The 19,422-nt window shown below is 42.7% G+C and carries 11 protein-coding genes and 1 pseudogene; 8 read left to right on the top strand and 4 right to left on the bottom strand.

Annotation, left to right across the window (positions count from 1 at the left end; genetic code table 11):
• Nucleotides 1-87 precede the first annotated feature (87 nt).
• From HT99x_RS06825 to HT99x_RS06810, 4 genes are all read right to left on the bottom strand, one after another.
• Nucleotides 88-7,563, bottom strand: a complete 7,476-nt coding sequence (locus HT99x_RS06825; RefSeq protein WP_259565860.1) for a macro domain-containing protein — start codon at nt 7,561-7,563, stop codon at nt 88-90.
• Nucleotides 7,564-7,672: 109 nt separating this feature from the next.
• Nucleotides 7,673-10,036 (bottom strand): type IV secretory system conjugative DNA transfer family protein, encoded by a 2,364-nt coding sequence (locus HT99x_RS06820; protein WP_075066376.1) that lies wholly within the window; start codon nt 10,034-10,036, stop codon nt 7,673-7,675.
• 28 nt (nt 10,037-10,064) lie between these two features.
• Nucleotides 10,065-11,231: a type IVB secretion system coupling complex protein DotM/IcmP gene (gene icmP / locus HT99x_RS06815; RefSeq protein ID WP_075066377.1), complete on the bottom strand. Its 1,167-nt coding sequence runs from the start codon at nt 11,229-11,231 to the stop codon at nt 10,065-10,067.
• A gap of 20 nt (nt 11,232-11,251) precedes the next feature.
• Entirely contained in the window at nt 11,252-11,596 is a 345-nt protein-coding gene (locus HT99x_RS06810; protein WP_075066378.1) for a type IV secretion IcmS family protein, read from the bottom strand.
• A 271-nt stretch (nt 11,597-11,867) separates the two neighbouring features.
• On the opposite strand from HT99x_RS06810, the gene dotD reads away from it, so the two are divergent.
• The 8 genes and pseudogenes from dotD to HT99x_RS15960 form a co-directional block, all read left to right on the top strand.
• A complete protein-coding gene (dotD, locus tag HT99x_RS06805; RefSeq protein ID WP_075066379.1) occupies nt 11,868-12,329 on the top strand; it encodes a type IVB secretion system lipoprotein DotD in 462 nt (153 codons plus the stop codon).
• Nucleotides 12,330-12,377: 48 nt separating this feature from the next.
• Entirely contained in the window at nt 12,378-13,199 is an 822-nt protein-coding gene (locus HT99x_RS06800) for a type IV secretory system conjugative DNA transfer family protein (protein ID WP_075066380.1), read from the top strand.
• A 4-nt stretch (nt 13,200-13,203) separates the two neighbouring features.
• On the top strand, nt 13,204-14,349 hold the full coding sequence (dotB, locus tag HT99x_RS06795; RefSeq protein ID WP_075066381.1) for a Dot/Icm type IV secretion system ATPase DotB: 1,146 nt from the start codon (nt 13,204-13,206) through the stop codon (nt 14,347-14,349).
• A gap of 12 nt (nt 14,350-14,361) precedes the next feature.
• Nucleotides 14,362-14,628, top strand: coding sequence for an IcmT/TraK family protein (icmT, locus tag HT99x_RS06790; RefSeq protein WP_075066382.1), 267 nt, complete (start codon nt 14,362-14,364; stop codon nt 14,626-14,628).
• 632 nt (nt 14,629-15,260) lie between these two features.
• Nucleotides 15,261-15,968: a DotI/IcmL/TraM family protein gene (locus tag HT99x_RS06785; RefSeq protein WP_083482875.1), complete on the top strand. Its 708-nt coding sequence runs from the start codon at nt 15,261-15,263 to the stop codon at nt 15,966-15,968.
• Nucleotides 15,969-16,025: 57 nt separating this feature from the next.
• A complete protein-coding gene (locus tag HT99x_RS06780) occupies nt 16,026-16,769 on the top strand; it encodes a type IVB secretion system apparatus protein IcmL/DotI (RefSeq protein WP_083482876.1) in 744 nt (247 codons plus the stop codon).
• Nucleotides 16,770-16,796: 27 nt separating this feature from the next.
• Nucleotides 16,797-18,020 (top strand): DotH/IcmK family type IV secretion protein, encoded by a 1,224-nt coding sequence (locus HT99x_RS06775; RefSeq protein ID WP_083482877.1) that lies wholly within the window; start codon nt 16,797-16,799, stop codon nt 18,018-18,020.
• Between the two features lie 838 nt (nt 18,021-18,858).
• Nucleotides 18,859-19,422: pseudogene (locus HT99x_RS15960) on the top strand (TrbI/VirB10 family protein); the annotation flags it as partial.

Here is a 19,422-nt window from a genome sequence, read left to right as displayed (position 1 = left end):
ACTCCCATTTGTGGTTTCATAACGACGAATGGGAGGAATTAGACCATAGATGGTAAGCAAAGTAAAGTTAGATAGCCAAAATGTTCCCTATTTGCCCATCTTCATACCCGCGCCCATGCCTGCATCTTGAGGAGGCGCCTGAGCAGGCGATTCCACTTTAGCAGCATCTTTTAATTTACCGCCTTGTTCTTTTGCCATTTCCATTGCAGGTGCCACAGCTTCTGAGGTTTGGGCTGCAGCTTGTTCACCGACATCGGGTTTACTTTGACCTGGGATCCCTTCTGCAATTTTTTCAATGGCGCCGCCAAGCTTATTCAGCATTTCACCTGGATCCATCTTCTTTTGCATATCATCTAATTTATCCATCACTTCCCCTGCCATTTTGCCTGCCATTTTGCCAAGCATTTTACAAGCAGGTCCGCCTGCTCCACCGGTTGCCGCTTCGCAAGCTGCGGTTGTACCTACCTTAACGGCGGCTTTGGCTTGTCTTTTCTTATCGCCACTCGCCAAATCTTCGGCATCTTTCGGATCAACAGGTGAAGGATTCATCTCTTCCGTCCCACCTTCTTGTGCCATTTCACCGATGCCTTCGGTTGCTTCATTTTCTGCGCCTTCACTTTCGCCAGCGCCACCACCACCAGGCATGCCACCACCCATACCTTGACTGGGCCCTTTTTCGGCATCACCGCCACCGCCCATTGCGCCTTTGATGACTTTCATTATATCTTTGGTCAATTTTTCAATGGCCTTAATGGCTTCATCGGCGCCATTGCCATCTTGTCCTGGGCCACCCTTTCCACCGCCATCTATCCCTTCCGCGATAGAATCCACTAAATTAGTAATTTGGCCCATATGTTCCCCAAAAGCTTTGACTTGTCCTTGCATGCCACCATCCATGCCTTGGGTGAGACCTTTATCCTCTCCTCCTTTCGCTCCTTTACCATTGGCTTTTGGACCTTCTTTTTTATTGCCTTCCTCTTGTTCTTGTTCTTGTCCTTCTTTATCTTGCTTAACCGAGGACATTATTGCTTCAAAACCCTCTTTTAACATATCCATCATGGCAGATTGCGCTTGAGGGAGAGGGCCTGCTTCTACATCATCCCCTTCTTCTGCTCCCTCTTCTGTTCCACCACTACCTTGAGGTGAAGAGGTGCCACCACCACCTGGCATGCCTTGTGTCATCCCTTGTTCTTGGCCACCACCAATACTATCCATGGAAGGAGTACCACCACCACCTGGCATGCCTTGTGTCATCCCTTGTTCTTGGCCACCACCAATACTATCCATGGAAGGAGTGCCACCACCACCTGGCATGCCTTGTGTCATCCCTTGTTCTTGGCCACCACCAATACTATCCATGGAAGGAGTACCACCACCACCTGGCATGCCTTGTGTCATCCCTTGTTCTTGGCCACCACCAATACTATCCATGGAAGGAGTGCCACCACCACCTGGCATGCCTTGTGTCATCCCTTGTTCTTGGCCACCACCAATACTATCCATGGAAGGAGTGCCACCACCACCTGGCATGCCTTGTGTCATCCCTTGTTCTTGGCCACCACCAATACTATCCACGGAAGGAGTACCACCACCTGGGCCGCCTTGCATAGATTCCATTGGGGAACCGCTGCCACCTTGTGGACTCATGCCCTCCATACCTTGTGTTATTTCTTGCTCCTGACCTTCTTCTTCCTCTGAACCACCTAAAGCAGAAGTTGGGCTAGGTGTTTCCCCTTCTTGTTTTAATTCTTGGTCTTCACCTTTTTCTTGATCTTCACTTTCAGTTTGTTCTTGTTCATCACCTTCACCAGCACTTGGGCCATCTGTTTCTTGTGCTAAGACTTGCTCATTCTCATCCTCATTTTCTGCTTTTTCATCTTTGTTAGCTTCTTCTTCATTCTCCTCACCAGGAGAAGCAGTAGCACTGGCTGCTTGTTCATGCTCTTGCTCTTGCTCTTGCTCTTGCTCTCTTGTTTCTTCTTCCTGTTTCAGTTCTGCCTCTTCTTCCTGTTTCTGTCTTGCTTCTTCTTCCTCTTGCTCTCTTGTTTCTTCTTCTTGTTTCAGGCGCGCTTCTTCTTCCTCTTGTTCTCTTGCTTCATCTTCCTGTTTTAGGCGCGCTTCTTCTTCCTGTTTCTTTTGCTCTTCTTCTTGTTTCAGGCGCGCTTCTTCTTCCTGTTTCTTTTGTTCTTCTTCTTGTTTCAGACGCCCTTCTTCTTCCCGTTTCTTTTGCTCTTCTTCTTGTTTCAGGCGTGCTTCTTCTTCCTGTTTCTTTTGCTCTTCTTCTTGTTTCAGGCGCGCTTCTTCTTCCTGTTTCTTTTGCTCTTCTTCTTGTTTCAGGCGTGCTTCTTCTTCCTGTTTCTTTTGCTCTTCTTCTTGTTTCAGGCGTGCTTCTTCTTCCTGTTTCTTTTGCTCTTCTTCTTGTTTCAGACGCCCTTCTTCTTCCTGTTTCTTTTGCTCTTCTTCTTGTTTCAGGCGCGCTTCTTCTTCCTGTTTCTTTTGCTCTTCTTCTTGTTTCAGGCGCGCTTCTTCTTCCTGTTTCTTTTGCTCTTCTTCTTGTTTCAGGCGTGCTTCTTCTTCCTGTTTCTTTTGCTCTTCTTCTTGTTTCAGGCGCGCTTCTTCTTCCTGTTTCTTTTGCTCTTCTTCTTGTTTCAGGCGTGCTTCTTCTTCCTGTTTCTTTTGCTCTTCTTCACGTTTCTTTTGCGCTTCTTCTTCCTGTTTCTTTTGCTCTTCTTCACGTTTCTTTTGCGCTTCTTCTTCCTGTTTCTTTTGCTCTTCTTCACGTTTCTTTTGCGCTTCTTCTTCCTGTTTCTTTTGCTCTTCTTCACGTTTCTTTTGCGCTTCTTCTTCCTGTTTCTTTTGCTCTTCTTCACGTTTCTTTTGCGCTTCTTCTTCCTGTTTCTTTTGCTCTTCTTCACGTTTCTTTTGCGCTTCTTCTTCCTGTTTCTTTTGCTCTTCTTCACGTTTCTTTTGCGCTTCTTCTTCGGCTTTCTTTTGTTGTTCTTGCTGTTGACGTTGTTGCTCTTCTTGCTGACGTTGCTGTTCTTGCTGTTGCTGTTGCTGTTGCTGTTGCTGTTGCTGCTGCTGCTGTTGTTGCTGTTGTTGCTGCTGTTGCTGCTGTTGTTGCTGTTGCTGCTGTTGCTGCTGTTGCTGCTGTTGCTGCTGTTGTTGCTGTTGTTGCTGCTGTTGTCCCTGCTGCTGTTGCTGCTGTTGCGCTTGTTGTTGCTGCTGTTGCTGCTGCAGTTGTTGATCTTCGGGCTTAGGTTGGTTCGGTGCTTGCCCTAAAGTCACTTGATTTTCAGGGCCCGAAGACTCGGCTTTGGGTTTAAATTGTTGTAATTTTGCATCGGTTTTATTCATTTCCTTACCGACGTCTTTTAGGTCCTTATCAACTCCTTTGATTTCCTTTTCGAGACCTTTAATTTCCTTATCCAGACCTTGTAGTATCCGTTTACTCGTTTCATCGGTATTGTTTTTTAGCGCTTCCTTGGTTTTTTCCAATTGATCTTTTTTATTCTCTAACGCAGCTTTTTTATCTTCTAACTCGCCTTGTTTCTCTTCTAAACCTTCTTTCTTCGCTTTTAGTCGATTTTCATCAGCACGAATGGCTTTGCCTGAATCTTTAATCGTCTGTAAATCTTTTTCACAGTTTTCAAGCTGCTCGCCTTTTTTAGCCATTTTGTCTTTAATCTTATCGAGTTTTCCTGTGAGCTTTTCACGCTCTTTAGCATTGGCTGGATCGTTTTTATCTAACCCATCTAATTTTTCTTCTAATCCTTGTCTTTTTTCTTGCAACTCACCCAGTTTATTTTCTAAACCTTCTTTTTGTTTATTTAGGGATTTTTCTTGGCAATTTTTTAAATGTTCTTTGGTTTTATCAATAGAATCGTTGATAACATCCATTTTGGCATTATTGAAATTCTGATCTCGAATCATTCGTTGTAATTTGCCATCTTCATCATTGCTTTTTCCATTTTTCTCATTCTTCGCTTGACGATCGGCAATCTCTTTTCCTAATTTATCGATATCTTTTTGCAAGGCATCGCGTTGATTTTCCATGCCATCTAAAAGTCTTTCTTGCACATCCGGATCATTATGCTTTTCTCCTTGCATTTTCGCTTGATGGTCATAAAATGATTGTTTAAGCTCCCCAACGGCTTTATCAGTCGCCGCTTTTGCAAGGTTACTAGCGGGACTAAATAATAAAGCTAACAGCTCTGCTAATAGTTTTAATAATTGAGCAAAGGCTTCGTTTTCATCTTCTGCCACTTCTTGTTCTGAAAAGGCATCATTGGCATGCTTGAGACTACCCTTCATGTTATCTTTCCACATCTTGCCCAGGGAATCCGTGGGCTTAGCTGTGTCAGCTTTTTCTTGCAATCCTTTTGCTTTGTCTTCATGGGTCTTTAGCCCATTTTCTTCTAAGATACGGCGCCCTGCATCGGCAAATGATTGTAATTGTTCTTTTTGTTGATCGGTCAAACCATGTTTATCAGCCGCTTTATCAACGGATGTTTGTTCTTTGGCTTTTTCATCTTTAGCATCAGACTTGTCAGCATCGTCTACTTCTTCTTCTTCAAGTTCTTCAACTTCTGTATCTTCCGGTTTTTGATCATTTGATTGTGTCAATACCGTTTCAGTGTCATTATCAGTTCTAGCGGTATCTTCAGAAGATTCTCTTGCTTGTAAAATCGCTTCTTGATCATTAATTTCTGTCGGCGTGTCAATCGAGTCGCTATTATCGGCTCGTTCACTGGCATCTTCTCCAGCATCATTGGCTTGATCTAATACAGCATCATTGGTTTGCTCCAATACGGCTTCATCTTCAGATTCCTCTTCTGCTTCACTTCCTGTCGTTTCAGTGGGGGCTTGTTCAAGTCTCACTTCATCATTTGCCGATGGTTTATCGCCCTGCAACTCTTTAATTCTGGCTTCTTTCTCAGCAATTTGATCACTTTCGGGTTTATTTAAAGGCCCCTGTGCATCTTGTCCTAACGCTTTATCCTTAATATCTTGAATTTCACCATTCAAATGTCTGATTTCTTTTGCTTGGTTAATCCCTTGAAGCTTAGAATCTATCTCACTATTTCTTGCTTCTAATTTATCGACATTTTTACTGTCTTTTTCATTGAGAGGACCGAAGCCTTCTCCTAAAGCGCTTTTCTTGGTATCATCTATTTCTTTGTTATTTGCTTTCTTTTCTTTTTCTAAATCCCTTTCTTCTTTTCTAACGGGTTCACCAAACTTTTGTACTTTATCTAAGTTTTCAGTCGCGTCGTTCAACTTTTCTTGCTTTGCGGTAATTTTGTCATCAATTTTACCGATTTTTTCCATAATTTTGTCATTTTTCTTTTGATCTTTAGCGCTTAATTCTTGACCTTCTTCGGGTTGAATCAATTTTGCATTTAATCCGTTGCGTTTTTCTTCTAAATTGCCAATATCATTGTTTAAGCCTTGTATTCTCTGTCCTAATGATTTTTCTTGGCAATCTTTCAAATGCGCATTGGTCTTATTAATGGCACCATTGAGAACATCCATTTTCGCATTATTAAAATCTTGTTCTCGCATCATGCGTTGCAGTTTGCCATCTTCGTCATTGCTTTTTCCATTTTTTTCATTCTTCGCTTGACGATCGGCAATCTCTTTGCCTAATTTATCGATGTCTTTTTGCAATGCATCACGTTGGTTTTCCATCCCATCTAATAAGCGTTCCTGCGTTTTAGGATCGTTATATTTTTCACCTTGTACTTTCGCTTGATGATCATAAAATGATTGTTTAATCTCCCCAACCGCTTTATCAGTCGCCGCTTTTGCAAGGTTACTAGCGGGGCTAAATAGCAAGGCCAACATTTCTAATAACAGTTTAAGTAGTTGCGCAAAAGCTTCATTTTCATCTTTGGCAACTTCTTGATTTGAAAAGGTATCATTGGCATGCTTGAGACTATCCTTCATGTTATCTTTCCACATCTTGCCCAGGGAATCCGTGGGCTTAGCTGTGTCAGCTTTTTCTTGCAGCGCTTTTGCTTTCTCAGCATGATCTTTCAAACCATTTTCTTCTAAGATACGACGACCGGCATTGGCAAAAGATTGTAATTGTTCCTTTTGTGCGTCGCTTAAATTGTGTCTATCTGCTGCTCTATCGACATCGCTACGTTCTTTGGGTTTTTCATCGTTGGTTTTATCTTTTGCATCTTCTGCTTTAGGTTTATCTGACAGAGGTTTAGTTGAAGTTTCAATAGGAGTGAAATTCATTTTCCCACTATTTAATGCTTTAATATTAGAATTGGCTGCATCAAGGTTTTTGCTATTCTGTTTAAAGCGCTCATTAATATTGTCTTGCAAGGCTTTGTTTTCTGCGAGCTTGCCTTCGATTCCTGCCAATTGTTCTCTTAAAGGGCCTAACTCTTTTTCAAGTTGCGCTTTTTGCGCTTTATCTTGCGCACTTAGTTCACCCGGAGGCTGCGCATGTTTTAGCTGGTTTTCTTTATGTTCTAAGCCCCCTATTTCGTGCTCTTTGTCTCGAATGGCACGATCAATGTCACGCATTTGATCATACAGCTTTGTTTCTTCTGCTTGAACTGCTGATTGTTCTTTTTGTAATGCACGATTCTCTGCTGCTAAGGCATCATGTGTTGCAGAAAGAATATGAGCCATTTTGCGTTCATTGGGCTTTTTTCCTTTTTTTCTTTCTTCTTCTTCCTTCTTTCTTTCTTCCTCTAGCATATCAAGGAATTTTTGGTAAGCCTGTGCATCCTTTTGTGCCAAATCGGTTAAATCTTTTTGGAATTTATCCGAAGTTTTTTGATCTCGCATTTTATTAGTTTGTTCGGTCGATAATGTTTGTTGCAATAGTTTATTCAGTTGCGCATCATTTTCTGTTTCTTGTGGTTTAGACTGTGTTGTAGTTGCTTGAGGCTTTGTTGAAGCATTGGTGGTTAAATTGGCTTTCTTTTGCTCTGCTTCAAAGGCAGCCTGAAATTCATTATCGTTAGGGCCTCCGTAATTCCCAAAGGTTAAACTGATTTTTGAATCAGGATTATCTTTCTTGAACTCTTGTATGGCATCAAATGCAGCCTTTGCTGAAACTTCAGGATCATTCCCATAAAGACCAGTCCCTAAGGGAGGAGAGGCAATTCTTAAAGGTTTATCAGGATTTTGTTTCTGTAGCTCATTCGCTTGATCTAATATGCCTCGATAGGCACTCTTTAACTTGGTAGCAAGAGCAGGATCATTGGTATCATTTCCTGCGATGGGCGCACTGGCATGGATTAAATAAGCGCTTTTGCCACCTTTAAAATTTAACTTAGCAGGATCGCCATTTTCATCAGAAACAGTCCTGACTTGGCCGGCGTCCACTTTTTTCCCGTGGTCATTCCAATCATTAGTTAAGGTATTTTGTGATTCTGCGCTGACTGAGTTCCTAACGGCAGCCGCAAACCCTCCCCAACTTTTCACATCAAGTCTTTGCGCACTTGCTGCATTAACATAAACATCTGCTTGGATATCTAAAGCACTTCCAGAAGCAAAATTTCCCAAAGAACTAGAATTGCCGGAACCCCCTTGCATAGATTGGGTACTCCTTGATTAGGTTAATTTGTCGTAATTACACTTTCCTCCTAGCCCATGTAGACTAGGTCTCAAACATATGACAATCCTTATCAGGGAAGAGTTTACTTTATTTGCTGGCTTTGCCACCGCCATGGACATAATGTGCGAACATATCATAAAGTTGTTCAAGCGCATCGAGCACGCCTTTGGTATCGCGTGTAAGGACATCTTTGGGCGGGTAATAAGTCGCTTTTATAATATCATTAATGATATTTTCAGCCGTCTTCGCCGCATCAGCTTCTGGTTGACCGCATAATCGTTCAATATGCGTTAATGCTTCCCGGGTTCTACCGCGTAATAGCAATGGATTAGAGAAGCGTTTAAGATCATCTTCCCCAATAATTTCTACTGCAAAATCAGGTACATGAACTGGCGTAAAGGCATGGACCTCATTGGTAAATTCTTGTGCTTGCTCTGCTTCAATTTCTTCGCGTACTTGTCTCTGCTTATCAACTTCTTTTTCCAGTACCGCAATTAAAGCCGCAATACTACGCTCAAACGGTTTGAGTGCATGATATGACATTAAGGCTTGTGCAATGGTATTGATATCTTCATTACCTGCAGGAGGTTCCATCACAAACGCAGGTGCTGAAAAAACCTGACTAAAACGGCGAATACGTTTATCAGTATTCAATAAGGTATCAGCTGTCGGTTTTTCAACACAAAGATATTGATTAACCTGCATTTTTTTAGCTGGTTTTGGATTCGCATAAAACATTCGGGCACGAATGATTTTGGAACGATAAAAAATATGCGCATCACCTTCACGTTGATCGCGCAAGTCTAATAAGTCAATACGAGAACGTTTTTCAACGGAAGCATTTCGTGTATCTAAATAGTTGTTAGACATACTGCCGGTATTTACCTGAAAACCACTCACACTGGTTGCATAAGTTTCACCGGCAGTTTTATTAAAAAACTCCCAGGTATCGGTTGGATCTTCCATCTTCATACAAATTTTAATGTTAGTATTTGCACCAATGGATGCTGCTTCTTCTTTTGAAGCTTTTTGGAATGCCGGCAAATCTTGCCCTGCAAATATCGCCGAAAACCCTAATGAACGGGCTTGCGCTGGTACTACCGCAAAACCAGGTACCGCGTAGTAACCATACTCGTCCATGATACAAACATAAGGCGTCGGTGAATTCGTCGGTTTGCGTAAAATCACATCACGATAATCACCTTCTACTTCGTCCCCTAAACCAGCGGCCATCATCGCTTTTAATGAGGCAATGATAATCTTACCCAAGTTTGATAATTCTTCCGGTGATTTTTCTAATGCTGGGAGCAACACGACCAAGATACGTCGATTAAGAACCACGTCTTTTAAGTCAACTTCCGCTAAATTGGTACGCACAATATGAGCATAAGTATCGGCTAATGAGCTGAAAGTACGACCCAGCTGCATCGTAATAAACCCATGTTGTTCTCGCACTTCACCAGCCTGGTTCCCTTTTTTAGCCTTGTTGTAGCCTGGCAAGTTGTAAATATAGTTATCGATTGGGTCAAGATAAGCAGATTCAAGAGCATCTAACGGAATTGATTCTCGTTCATTGAGTGGGAATCGTCTATCAACAACGATCTGCTCTAATTTTTCCAACATAAAATAACTACGAATGAGGTTGGCATCTAACAGAATATGGCCTTCATCACGCATACCCACTAAAATCTTCATTAAAGCTTCAACGAAAGAAATCGCACGGCCTTTCCACATATCGCCATCGCCGCCGCCACCGCCTGAATCCATTAAGCTCACTACGAGCTGGGTTAACATACTGGAAGAACCATTAGCAAAAGGATTCATGGTATTGGAAAGACGCGATTTTTGTGCGCCAATTACGTCACGCGCACCGGTCATGAAGTTGATGAGTAACAAATCATCATCTCGTCCCATGCGACGTACCATCCCAAACACTTTTGCATAAAGTGAGTTATCACCTTTACCGTCGATGTAGATGAAGCCGCTACCCTGCGCCAATGAATTAAAAGCTATCGAAACTAATGATTCTGTTTTACCAGAACCGGTTGAACCAAAAATCAAAACGTGGGTTCTCATATCATCATTTGAGAACCAAATCTCTTTTTGTGAATTCTTTTCATTGCCAAAGAAAGCAATCCCTTGGCCTTGACGAGGTTTAGTGGTACCAGGTATGCAATCGTTGTAATCGGGTAATTTAGAAATTAAAGGCATTTTCACCGGCAACGTAATCTTGCGGGTGTAAGCAAAAATGAAAACGCAGGTTGCAAGCACCAAGATCAAATCTGCAATGGCTGGCACTAAAATGATCGTTGCAACGCTGGTTCCCATAATACAAGCAACATAAAGCGGATTCGAAAAAAATTCGGCTAAGCGCTCACCAAGCGTGCGCGTGTCCCGCGCCATCTCCCGGGCGCCGTGCTCATGTTTCTCTTCTAAGCCGCGTACAGTCATGTTCTCGTTCTCTTACAACAAATAGTCGTTAATTCATCTCTGCCTGAGGTATCTCTTCACCTTCTTCAGGCACATAAATGGTATTAATAATGGCTTTTTCTAACGCATTCGTGGCTTCATCTACCATTGGAACGGTTAAGGCACGGGATAGTTCCCTCTCTGCAAAAAAATGGGCAAATACCCCAGCAACTTCTGGTACTGAAACCTGTCTACCAACGCAATTTAAAATATACCAAAGACGTCTATCGATAGGTTTTACCCATAAAAAGTCTGCCGATGCTAATACTCCATCTGTGCGGGCCAATAGTAGCATTTCAGCCATGACCGTTGAGACATAAGCATGTCGTTTTTGGCACATATCGGCTGCTTTACTTTTATATTTTTTGATGTATTCATCGGTATCTGAATAGTCCATGGTACCTTTAGCAGCAGATCGCGCTAATTTGCCCATATAGGCCCGGCAAGCATCGGTATCATGTTCAACGCGGGCTAAAAAAGCCGCATATAACGCTTTGGTATGAGGCGGTAAGGCATCAACGCCCTGCCATAATGGACCTAATTGTCCTGCAAATGCTTGGGTAGCTAAATCGCGAATCAAGGTTGCTTTTGTCATTCCCCCTGTGCGCCAGGCGGCTTTTCTATCGGCAACCATTTCCACTTTTAGCAATTTATAATGTTTTGCAAATTGCATTGGGTTCATCGACATCGCCCAAGGACCTTTATTGATATCCTCACCAATCAAATCTAAGTCAACCACGGGCGCAATCTGAGGCCAGTTATCTTTTTCCTGATGAGCAAGTGTGTCCATGTTATAAGCTTTGGTGAACCTCATGGTTGCGGTTCCTTTGAGCATGACAATCGCCATCACAATTAAAATGAAGCAAATGGGATACATCAAGTATTGCCCAATAAAGGTACTAATTATCTGAGCTTCTTGTGCCCCAATCGTTTGAGGGGTAACGCGATCGGTCCATTGAATGGCTTTTTGAACGTTTTCATTGTTAATAAAAAAGCTAACCGCCAGAATTTCGTATTTCTTGATGGCAATGAAAGCTTGTATTAATTGGTTTTTGAAAAAATACCAAACAACACCAACAACAACGGCAATAACTGCCAATATCCATAACATTGCATAAGCGTTCTCATCTCCTCCAGCGCCGCCGCCACCGCCGCCGCCGCCACCACCTTTTGACATAACTACTTATCTCCGCTTAATTAGTCGTACATCAAATCATCTAAGGGAGTTACATCACGTGAAGGCGCATGCTGCATTAATTCAATCAGCACGTCAGCTACACATAGAATACGTAATGAATTGGGTGTTGCATCATCAAATTTCACCCTAACTCCCAACATGGCACCTTGAGCTTCTTCAAAGCTCACGCCCAACCCATAACCCAAACAAAAAGAGCATAATTGATCGGCACGTCGCAACAAGGCTGGTAATAACCCTGTTTCGGTGAAAACTTGTTCAATTGAAATCGGTTGATCACGAAGTGTAAAATTACAACGAAGCACTCTGGCAACATTAGCAATTTGTAAAGCGATATCAGCTGACATTCATTTACCTCTACGTAGCTAGTCGACCGTATAGTATATTGACACTATTCAATATACAATTACTCTTTCGACCCTGTTTGGTATGCTGTCATCCGTGAAGCATTTTTCTCTATTAATTTAATTTACCACCATTGTATCATAGTTAACCAACACTTTTCTTACCAAGCAAAAATAACTAACAGCAAAAAACCGCTGCATATCCGCCTGAATATCGTTATAATCAAATCCAGTATTTTAATTTACGCTCATTACCTATTGGCTAAGAGGTATTATGGACAAACCACTGGTCATTTTGTCACTGGCCACCATCATGGTTGGCTGCTCACCAAAACCGACATACCAAATTTCTGACGTGGAATATCAACTCATGAAATCGGCTATGTCTGTAGAAGATTCATTGCGTGCATTGGCTGCAACACAGGAAGTGTATGCAAAGAATGCCATTAACACAGACATTCTCATTACTCCGCAAGGTGGTATGGGCGAACTTGCCAGTTTAGATTGGTCGGGCCCTATTGAACCGTTGCTCGAACGAGTCGGCCAAATGACGAATTACCGCGTCAAAGTGCTAGGGCCTATTCCAAACATTCCACTCATTATAAATATATCAGCACGCGAACGAATGCTTGCTGACATTTTGAAAGATGCTGGGCTACAAGCGGGTAAGCGTGCAAACTTGGTAGTGTACCCAACCAGCCGAATTATTGAGTTACGTTACGCGGCTATCGTTTAAACATTTATAGATAGCTGTTTTAACCGAATGAGAGGAAGCTGAACTATCATGAAACAGTCCTTTGGCAGTATGTTACTTGTTGGCACTTTTACTGTTTGTGTTAGTTGCTCTAGCCCTGGCCCTTCTGATGTCCAAGTGGGTCCCGGTAACTCAACACTGAATAAATATCATGCTGCTAATAATATGGGGCGTTCCTCTTCTTCTTTGACCGGTCTTCGTTACCAGTCAATCAGAGAAGCGGCTTTAAGTACCGGTGCACGAGCAGGACTTGCTTGGCGTGCTAAACAGATTAATGCGATTACTTATCGCCATGAAAGACAGCTTGATCTTATTTATAACTTTCATGCCATGTTGCTCGATCATAGCGTTTTGCCGCCAATTCTTATTGAAGGGCGCCACGCACTTGACCAAACATCCGATGAATTGTTACGCGTCTCTGATCGTGCTTACACTATTTTAGCGCAGGCACGTTTTGTAACGATGCCGCCCACCTGGCGAGAATATTTGCTGCTAAGCTATAAAGATCCTGATATTCCTGATCGTTCTTTACTCCCAAGAACAGATTCAGAAAAAGAAGTTTGGGATCGCTATATTGATGAAGGATGGCAAGCGGGTATTACACAAGCCGATGTTATTTTTGCAGAAAATTTAGGTCGTTTAAAACGTGATTATGAAGGTATGGTGAGATATCGCAGTTTACTAGCTCAAAATATGGTAAGCTTGCCCTATGTATCACAAATTAATTTGGGTATTACAGGTGGTGATTCACAGATGGCAATCAATGATCGCGTCCTGAAAATCACTGCATTACCACAATTTAATACCGCGGGTAATGAATGGACAACGCAGATTACCCCCGAAAATAGGTAATTGTATGAATAAAGATTACTTGCTTCCTGATGAGCCTGCACGATTTACGATTCAGGATATGGAACGTCTTATGCTTCACTGCACAAAAAATAATGCATCCGATATAACCATTCAAACCGATTCGCAAATACTCGCAGAAATCTATGGCCGTCTTTATCCTGTCACCACGCGTAAAATGTCGCAAACTGAAGTGGGTGAGATGCTAAATGCCATCTATGGACCCAATGGCACAACCCAAGTTTCATCGGGTCGAGATGTTGATACGCACTTCGAAGTCAGACCTGAACGAGGACAACGTTTTCGATTCCGTATTAATGGCACCGCTTGCCAAGTTGAAGGACATGATGGTATTCAGATCACGTGCCGAACCATTCCTGCAGAGCCCCCCTCTATTAGTACGATGGAGGTTGACCAAAAAATTATCGATAACATGGCACCTATGCAAGGTACCATCGTTGTAACCGGTTCAACCGGTTCAGGTAAAAGCACGCTGCTTGCAGGCATTATTCGAGAAATCATGTCGCAAGAAGAAGCTCATCGTAAAATTCTCACTTACGAAGCACCTATCGAATTCGTTTACGATTCGGTCAATAAACCAACCTCCATTATCAGCCAAACTGAAATTCCAAAACATTTACATTCATTTGCTGATGGGGTTCGTAATGCGTTACGTCGCAAACCAGGTCTTATATTAGTGGGTGAAGCGCGTGATGCCGAAACCATTGCTGCCGTGATAGATGCAGCACTCACCGGTCACCCTGTTTATACCACGTTACATAGTAATGGCGTTGCCGACTGCGTTCGAAGAATGATCTCAACCTTCCCTGCTGAAGAGCGCCATGGTCGAGCCTTAGATATTCTTGAAACCCTTCGTATGGTGATTTGGCAAAAGCTTGTGCCCACCATCGATTTAAAACGCGTTGCATTACGCGAATATCTCGTCTTTGACGAAGAAGTTCGCGATATTTTAGTGAATACTGAAGTTGAAATGCTAGCAAACAAAACGCGTGAATTGCTTAAAGAACGCGGACAAACCATGCTAATGGATGCAAAACGAAAATTTGATGAAGGCCGTATTTCAGAACGTACATATAATTTAATGGCTCAAGGTTCAAAAAATGCTGACCGTGATGCCGGTGTTCATTCTTAAAAGGAGCGTTTGATGCGTCACCCTGACACAGCCCACTGGCGAGATTCCGCCAGAACCCCGATGTTCTTTGTTATTGACGCCTACTCCGCTATTCCTCTGTTTGTATTCTTGCTACATATCCGCTTATGGACATTCATCTTAGCTTGTAGTGTTTGTGCTTTTTTTATGCTTTTAAAACGCTTTGGCTTCTCAATGCCAGTGTTTATCCGCTGGTTCCGATCTTTTTTTGCAGGAAATCATCGCTCTTCTCGCTCTTGGAGCTATACCGAAAAGAAATAGCCTTGAAGTGTAACCACTTTGAATTTCCCCTCAAGGGGGACGCCGTAGACAAGGCGGCAAGTGAGTGAACGAAGGAGTGTACATAAAGTGCATGACTGAGTGAACAAATGCAACCAACACAGCATCCGTTCAAAGTGGAAAGAGTATACTCGAACCAGTTTGAATTTAGGCAAGGCGGCAAGTGAGTGAACGAAGGAGTGCACATAAAGTGCATGACTGAGTGAACAAATGCAACCAACACAGCATCCGTTCAAAGTGGAAAGAGTATACTCGAACCAGTTTGAATTTAGACAAGGCGGCAAGTAAGTGAGCGAAGGAATGCACATAAAGTGCATGACTGAGTGAACAAACGCAGCCAACACAGCATCCGTTCAAAGTGGAAAGAGTATACTCGAACCAGTTTGAATTTAGGCAAGGCGGCAAGTGAGTGAACGAAGGAGTGCACATAAAGTGCATGACTGAGTGAACAAACGCAGCCAACGTAGCATCAATTCAAAATGGAAAGAGTATAGGTACTGTGAATATTCAATGTTATACTCAATTTAGTTTGCCTTAGCTTGTGTGCTCAAGGCATACTAAAACGTATTATCTATACGCAGGAAGAGTAATAGTTGCAAAAGGAAATTGAGACTATGACCAGCGCTTCTGATTCAGGAAACAAACCGATTCCACCTGGACCAAAGTCGCCATTGCCCTCTCACCCCATAAAACACAACATTATTTTCTCGCGTAAAATGCTGCATGGCAGCTCATTTTATTCTTTCTTGCTTTACGCCTCTTTAGGGTTAATATCAACCATTCTGGTTTTATTTACTTGGGATTTTTACGATAGAACACATCACCCCATTCCGCCTTCTTTTGCCGTTAGCGCTGATGATCAATTAATACGTTTACGCACATTATCTCAGCCTAACTTAACTACCGAAGCATTACTGCGCTGGGCAGCAACGGCTGCAACAACCATCTATACCTTTGATTTTTATAATTACAACGAAGTACTTAAAGACGCTCGGGTCTTTTTCACCAAAGCAGGTTATGAAAATTTCCGCTCTGCTATTACTGCAGCAGGTATCATCAATACGATTGTCAGAAAGCGACTGGTTGTCTCTGCGGTTATCACAGATACCCCTGTCGTTTTAAAAGAAGGTCAAATAGCAACCGGTAATTATGCTTGGCAAGTGCAGTTTCCTATGTTATTAACTTATCAAAGCGCATCGGAACAACTGAAATCAAAGATTATTATTACTATGCTAGTTTCTCGGGTTCCCACCGCTGAATCAGTCAATGGAGTAGGCATTGCTTCCTTCATTGTGACCGAATCAGGCCCAGCTCGAAAATAGCATAAAGAATCTCATCATGAATAGAAAACGCGATGAATAAGCGAGGAATTGGCGAAAATGGCAACGGATGATAAAAAATCAACTGGCGTACAAAAAAGCAAATCTCCAACCCCTCCGGCTACAACGCCTGCGGCACCTGCTGCACCTGCAGCAAAAACGAAATACACCGGAGCCTTAGAGCTTGTTGTGCTTCGTAATAATTTCTATCGCGATAATTATCGACGATTAATGCTCGTTTGCCTTGGTTTAATCTGTTTAACCGGTGGGCTCATTTATTGGGGATTATATGAACGTACTCATAAGCCTTTACCTCAATATTTTGCTACAACCTACGATGGTAAGTTAATTCCTCTCATCCCATTGAGCGAACCCGGCATTACACAAAATGCACTATTACAATGGGCAACTGAAGCAGCTACTGCGTGTTACACCTTCAATTTCGTGAATTTCCGCAAAGCATTACAAGACATTCGGATCTATTTCACCAAAACAGGTTATCAATACTTCTTAAAAGCGTTGAAGGACTCTAACAATCTTGATGCAGTGCAAAATAAACAAATGGTTGTTTCAGCTACACCAACCGGTGCTCCTGTCATATTAAAGAAAGGTATTTTCAATGATGGCTCCCCCACTGGGGTTTATAGCTGGACAGTTGAGCTGCCAATGGAGTTAGATTACCGTAGTTCAACCGACAGATTTAAACAAAAGATTGTTCTAACGATGCTGATCACTCGCGTGTCAACTTTAGAATCACCAAAAGGTGTGGGGATTGCTTCTTTCGTTGTTCGTGAAAACCGTTGATGCTAGGCGAATAGATTAGGTATAAAGATGAAACATAAAATAACGCTTTGCACATTATTATTTCTGGTAGGAACACAGCCCATCCAGGCTGCACTACTTGGTGCGGAAGATCAACCATCAAGTTCAGCGCCTCCACCAACGGCTTCTGCACCTAAGCCAGCAACGACAACACCATCCGTAGCACCGACGCCAGCGCCTTCTGTGCCTAGTGTTTCGCCACAACCAGGAATGAATATTCCACAAGATTTATCGAAGCTATCACCTGAGCAATCAAAGCAGTTGCTGCAACAAGCTAAAAGCCTGAATCCCGATCAACTACAGGCTATAGCTAAAAGTTTTCAACAAACACAAGCCGCTCCTGCGCAATCTGAAGCTCCTATTACCGTTCCTTCTGCAACGCCGATGCCATCAGCTTCTGCACCGGATGGAACCCCTGCTGCGCCTAGAGCAAAATCGTTAGAAGAAATCAAACGCGATCAAGCATTTGGTATGTTGGTTGATGAAGTACTCCCCATGAGTCCAGACCAAATCACCAAAATTCACAAATATTACGATATGACGTTGCAAGCAAAGGCAACGCCACCTAATCCAACCGCGCAACCACCAGCGATTCGCTCTGAAAAAGTGGATCTATCGCCTGGCAGTGAGACCCCCGTTATTCGTCTTTCTGCTGGTTTTGTGACCGTGATCAATTTTACCGATCGAATTTGTGGCAGCCCTTGGAAACTTGCTTCTTACAGCATTGGCGATCCACAAACATTCAATATTCAATGGGACCACAAAGGGAATAAGGTTTTTATCCAAAGTCTTAAACCTTATGCGCATGGCAATTTAGCCGTAACATTATGGGGATTAGATACACCCATCATGCTAACCTTAGTTGCAAATCCACGCATGTCAGATTTCCGAGTTGATTTAATTGTTCCGGGCCGAAACCCTGAGTGTGCCGCCCCTACGGTAGAGTCGGGTGGTTTTAGTCCTGAAGCCAGTGTGAATCAAATATTGATTAATATACTAGACGGCGTACCGCCTCGTGGTAGTATTAAATTACATGTAGCAGGCGGACCAGGCGAAGCGTGGTTAGTCGATAATAAGATTTTCTTTAGGAGTAAGTTAACTATTCTATCACCCGCTTGGGTTTCATCTGTGTCAAGCGCTGATGGCACACATGTATACGAGTTGATGCTAACGCCTTCTATCTTAGCATCACAAAATGGCAAAACCATGGATATTAAACTTTCAGGGTTATAGATTTATGGCAAAAAAACCGTCGAACTTGCTCGCAGGATTAACTAACGCCAAAACGCGGACCTTTGTTATTTTGTTCGGAGCTATTATTGTTATTGGTGTTGGCGTTGCAGTCATGCGCGGTGGCCAAGAAAATACTGATGTGCTTTCCAAACAAGGATCTCAAGCCGTTGGTGTTCCCCCACAAATTAAATCAACTCCAGGTAGCGTGGTTTCAGAGCAATATAAAGAACTCCAAGTTGCTGAAAACCAACGCAGGGCTGAAGAAGCTTTAAAGAAAAAAACCAGTGCTATTCCCACCATTATTGGCGCCGTCGCTGATAATGAAAATAAAAATGATGCAAATTCTCTTGAAAATGCACTAAAAAATCAGCAACAAGGCACGCAAAATAAATTGCAATTTGGTCAAGCTGAAGAAGGTGGTTTAACCGGCGCTAATTTTGGTAAATCTCAACGGGAGCGTGAAAGAGAAGAACAAGAAGCCAGGTTAAAAGAACAACGCGACCGCATTGAAAAAATGCGTTTGGAAAAAGAACGTAAAGATGCTTTAGATCGCCAGCGTCGCCAAGCCGAAGCTGAACAAAAAAATTATGATGCAGCGGTACAAAAAACCTCCCAACAGATGAAAAATTATGCGCAAACTGCTTACAACGAGTGGAATAAAGTCACTCCGCAAGCGTTTGTGCAAGGTGAATTGGCTAGTAAACCAGTTACCGCAGCAGCAAGTGGAACCACCGCTAACATCCCTGCAAATAAAGGTGGCCAAGGTCAAAGCCAAGATTCAATCTCCACCACCAAAACCATTGGCAATAAAAATGTTGGTTTTGTTAAGAAACGCAAAGAAGTTATCAAAGCAGGTACGGTACTCTTTGGTGTCTTAGATACAGCTGTTAATAGTGATGAAAAAGGCCCTGTTTTAGCCACTATTGTTAGCGGAAAATATCAAGGCGGCAGATTAGTGGGTGCTTTCACACACCAAGATCAACAAGAAACGGTCATTATTCAATTTAGTACTTTGTCTTTACCAAAACGTACTAAGTCGTTAGCTGTTCAAGCCGTGGCAATTGATCCCGATACCGCGAGAACAGCCTTAGCTTCTGATGTTAATCATCACTACTTGTTGCGATATGGTTCGTTATTCGCCTCTGCATTTGTGTCTGGATACGGTAAAGCAATTACTAACCAAGGAACGACAACAACTTCACCACTAACAGGTACAACCACAACAACAACGCCTCCATTGGATAATCAGGAGAAATTCTATGCTGCGTTAGGTGAAGTGGGTACGGCCTGGGCACAACAAGTTAAACCCATTTTCAATACCCCTTACACAGTTACTGTCGACCAGGGTACGGGACTTGGGCTGTTATTTTTGTCCGATGCAGAAGTTACGGAAGAGGGTTAA

This window comes from Candidatus Berkiella aquae, from assembly GCF_001431295.2.
Taxonomy (GTDB): domain Bacteria; phylum Pseudomonadota; class Gammaproteobacteria; order Berkiellales; family Berkiellaceae; genus Berkiella; species Berkiella aquae.
The sequence above is the reverse complement of the archived record's forward strand: the minus strand, read 5'-3'. Positions and strand labels throughout refer to the sequence as shown.

Bases quoted from the DNA above. Each gene is read 5' to 3' on its own strand.
- HT99x_RS06825 (WP_259565860.1), bottom strand. From the start codon at position 7,563: ATGCAAGGGGGTTCCGGCAATTCTAGTTCTTTGGGAAATTTTGCTTCT.
- HT99x_RS06820 (WP_075066376.1), bottom strand. From the start codon at position 10,036: ATGACTGTACGCGGCTTAGAAGAGAAACATGAGCACGGCGCCCGGGAG.
- icmP (WP_075066377.1), bottom strand. From the start codon at position 11,231: ATGTCAAAAGGTGGTGGCGGCGGCGGCGGTGGCGGCGGCGCTGGAGGA.
- HT99x_RS06810 (WP_075066378.1), bottom strand. From the start codon at position 11,596: ATGTCAGCTGATATCGCTTTACAAATTGCTAATGTTGCCAGAGTGCTT.
- dotD (WP_075066379.1), top strand. From the start codon at position 11,868: ATGGACAAACCACTGGTCATTTTGTCACTGGCCACCATCATGGTTGGC.
- HT99x_RS06800 (WP_075066380.1), top strand. From the start codon at position 12,378: ATGAAACAGTCCTTTGGCAGTATGTTACTTGTTGGCACTTTTACTGTT.
- dotB (WP_075066381.1), top strand. From the start codon at position 13,204: ATGAATAAAGATTACTTGCTTCCTGATGAGCCTGCACGATTTACGATT.
- icmT (WP_075066382.1), top strand. From the start codon at position 14,362: ATGCGTCACCCTGACACAGCCCACTGGCGAGATTCCGCCAGAACCCCG.
- HT99x_RS06785 (WP_083482875.1), top strand. From the start codon at position 15,261: ATGACCAGCGCTTCTGATTCAGGAAACAAACCGATTCCACCTGGACCA.
- HT99x_RS06780 (WP_083482876.1), top strand. From the start codon at position 16,026: ATGGCAACGGATGATAAAAAATCAACTGGCGTACAAAAAAGCAAATCT.
- HT99x_RS06775 (WP_083482877.1), top strand. From the start codon at position 16,797: ATGAAACATAAAATAACGCTTTGCACATTATTATTTCTGGTAGGAACA.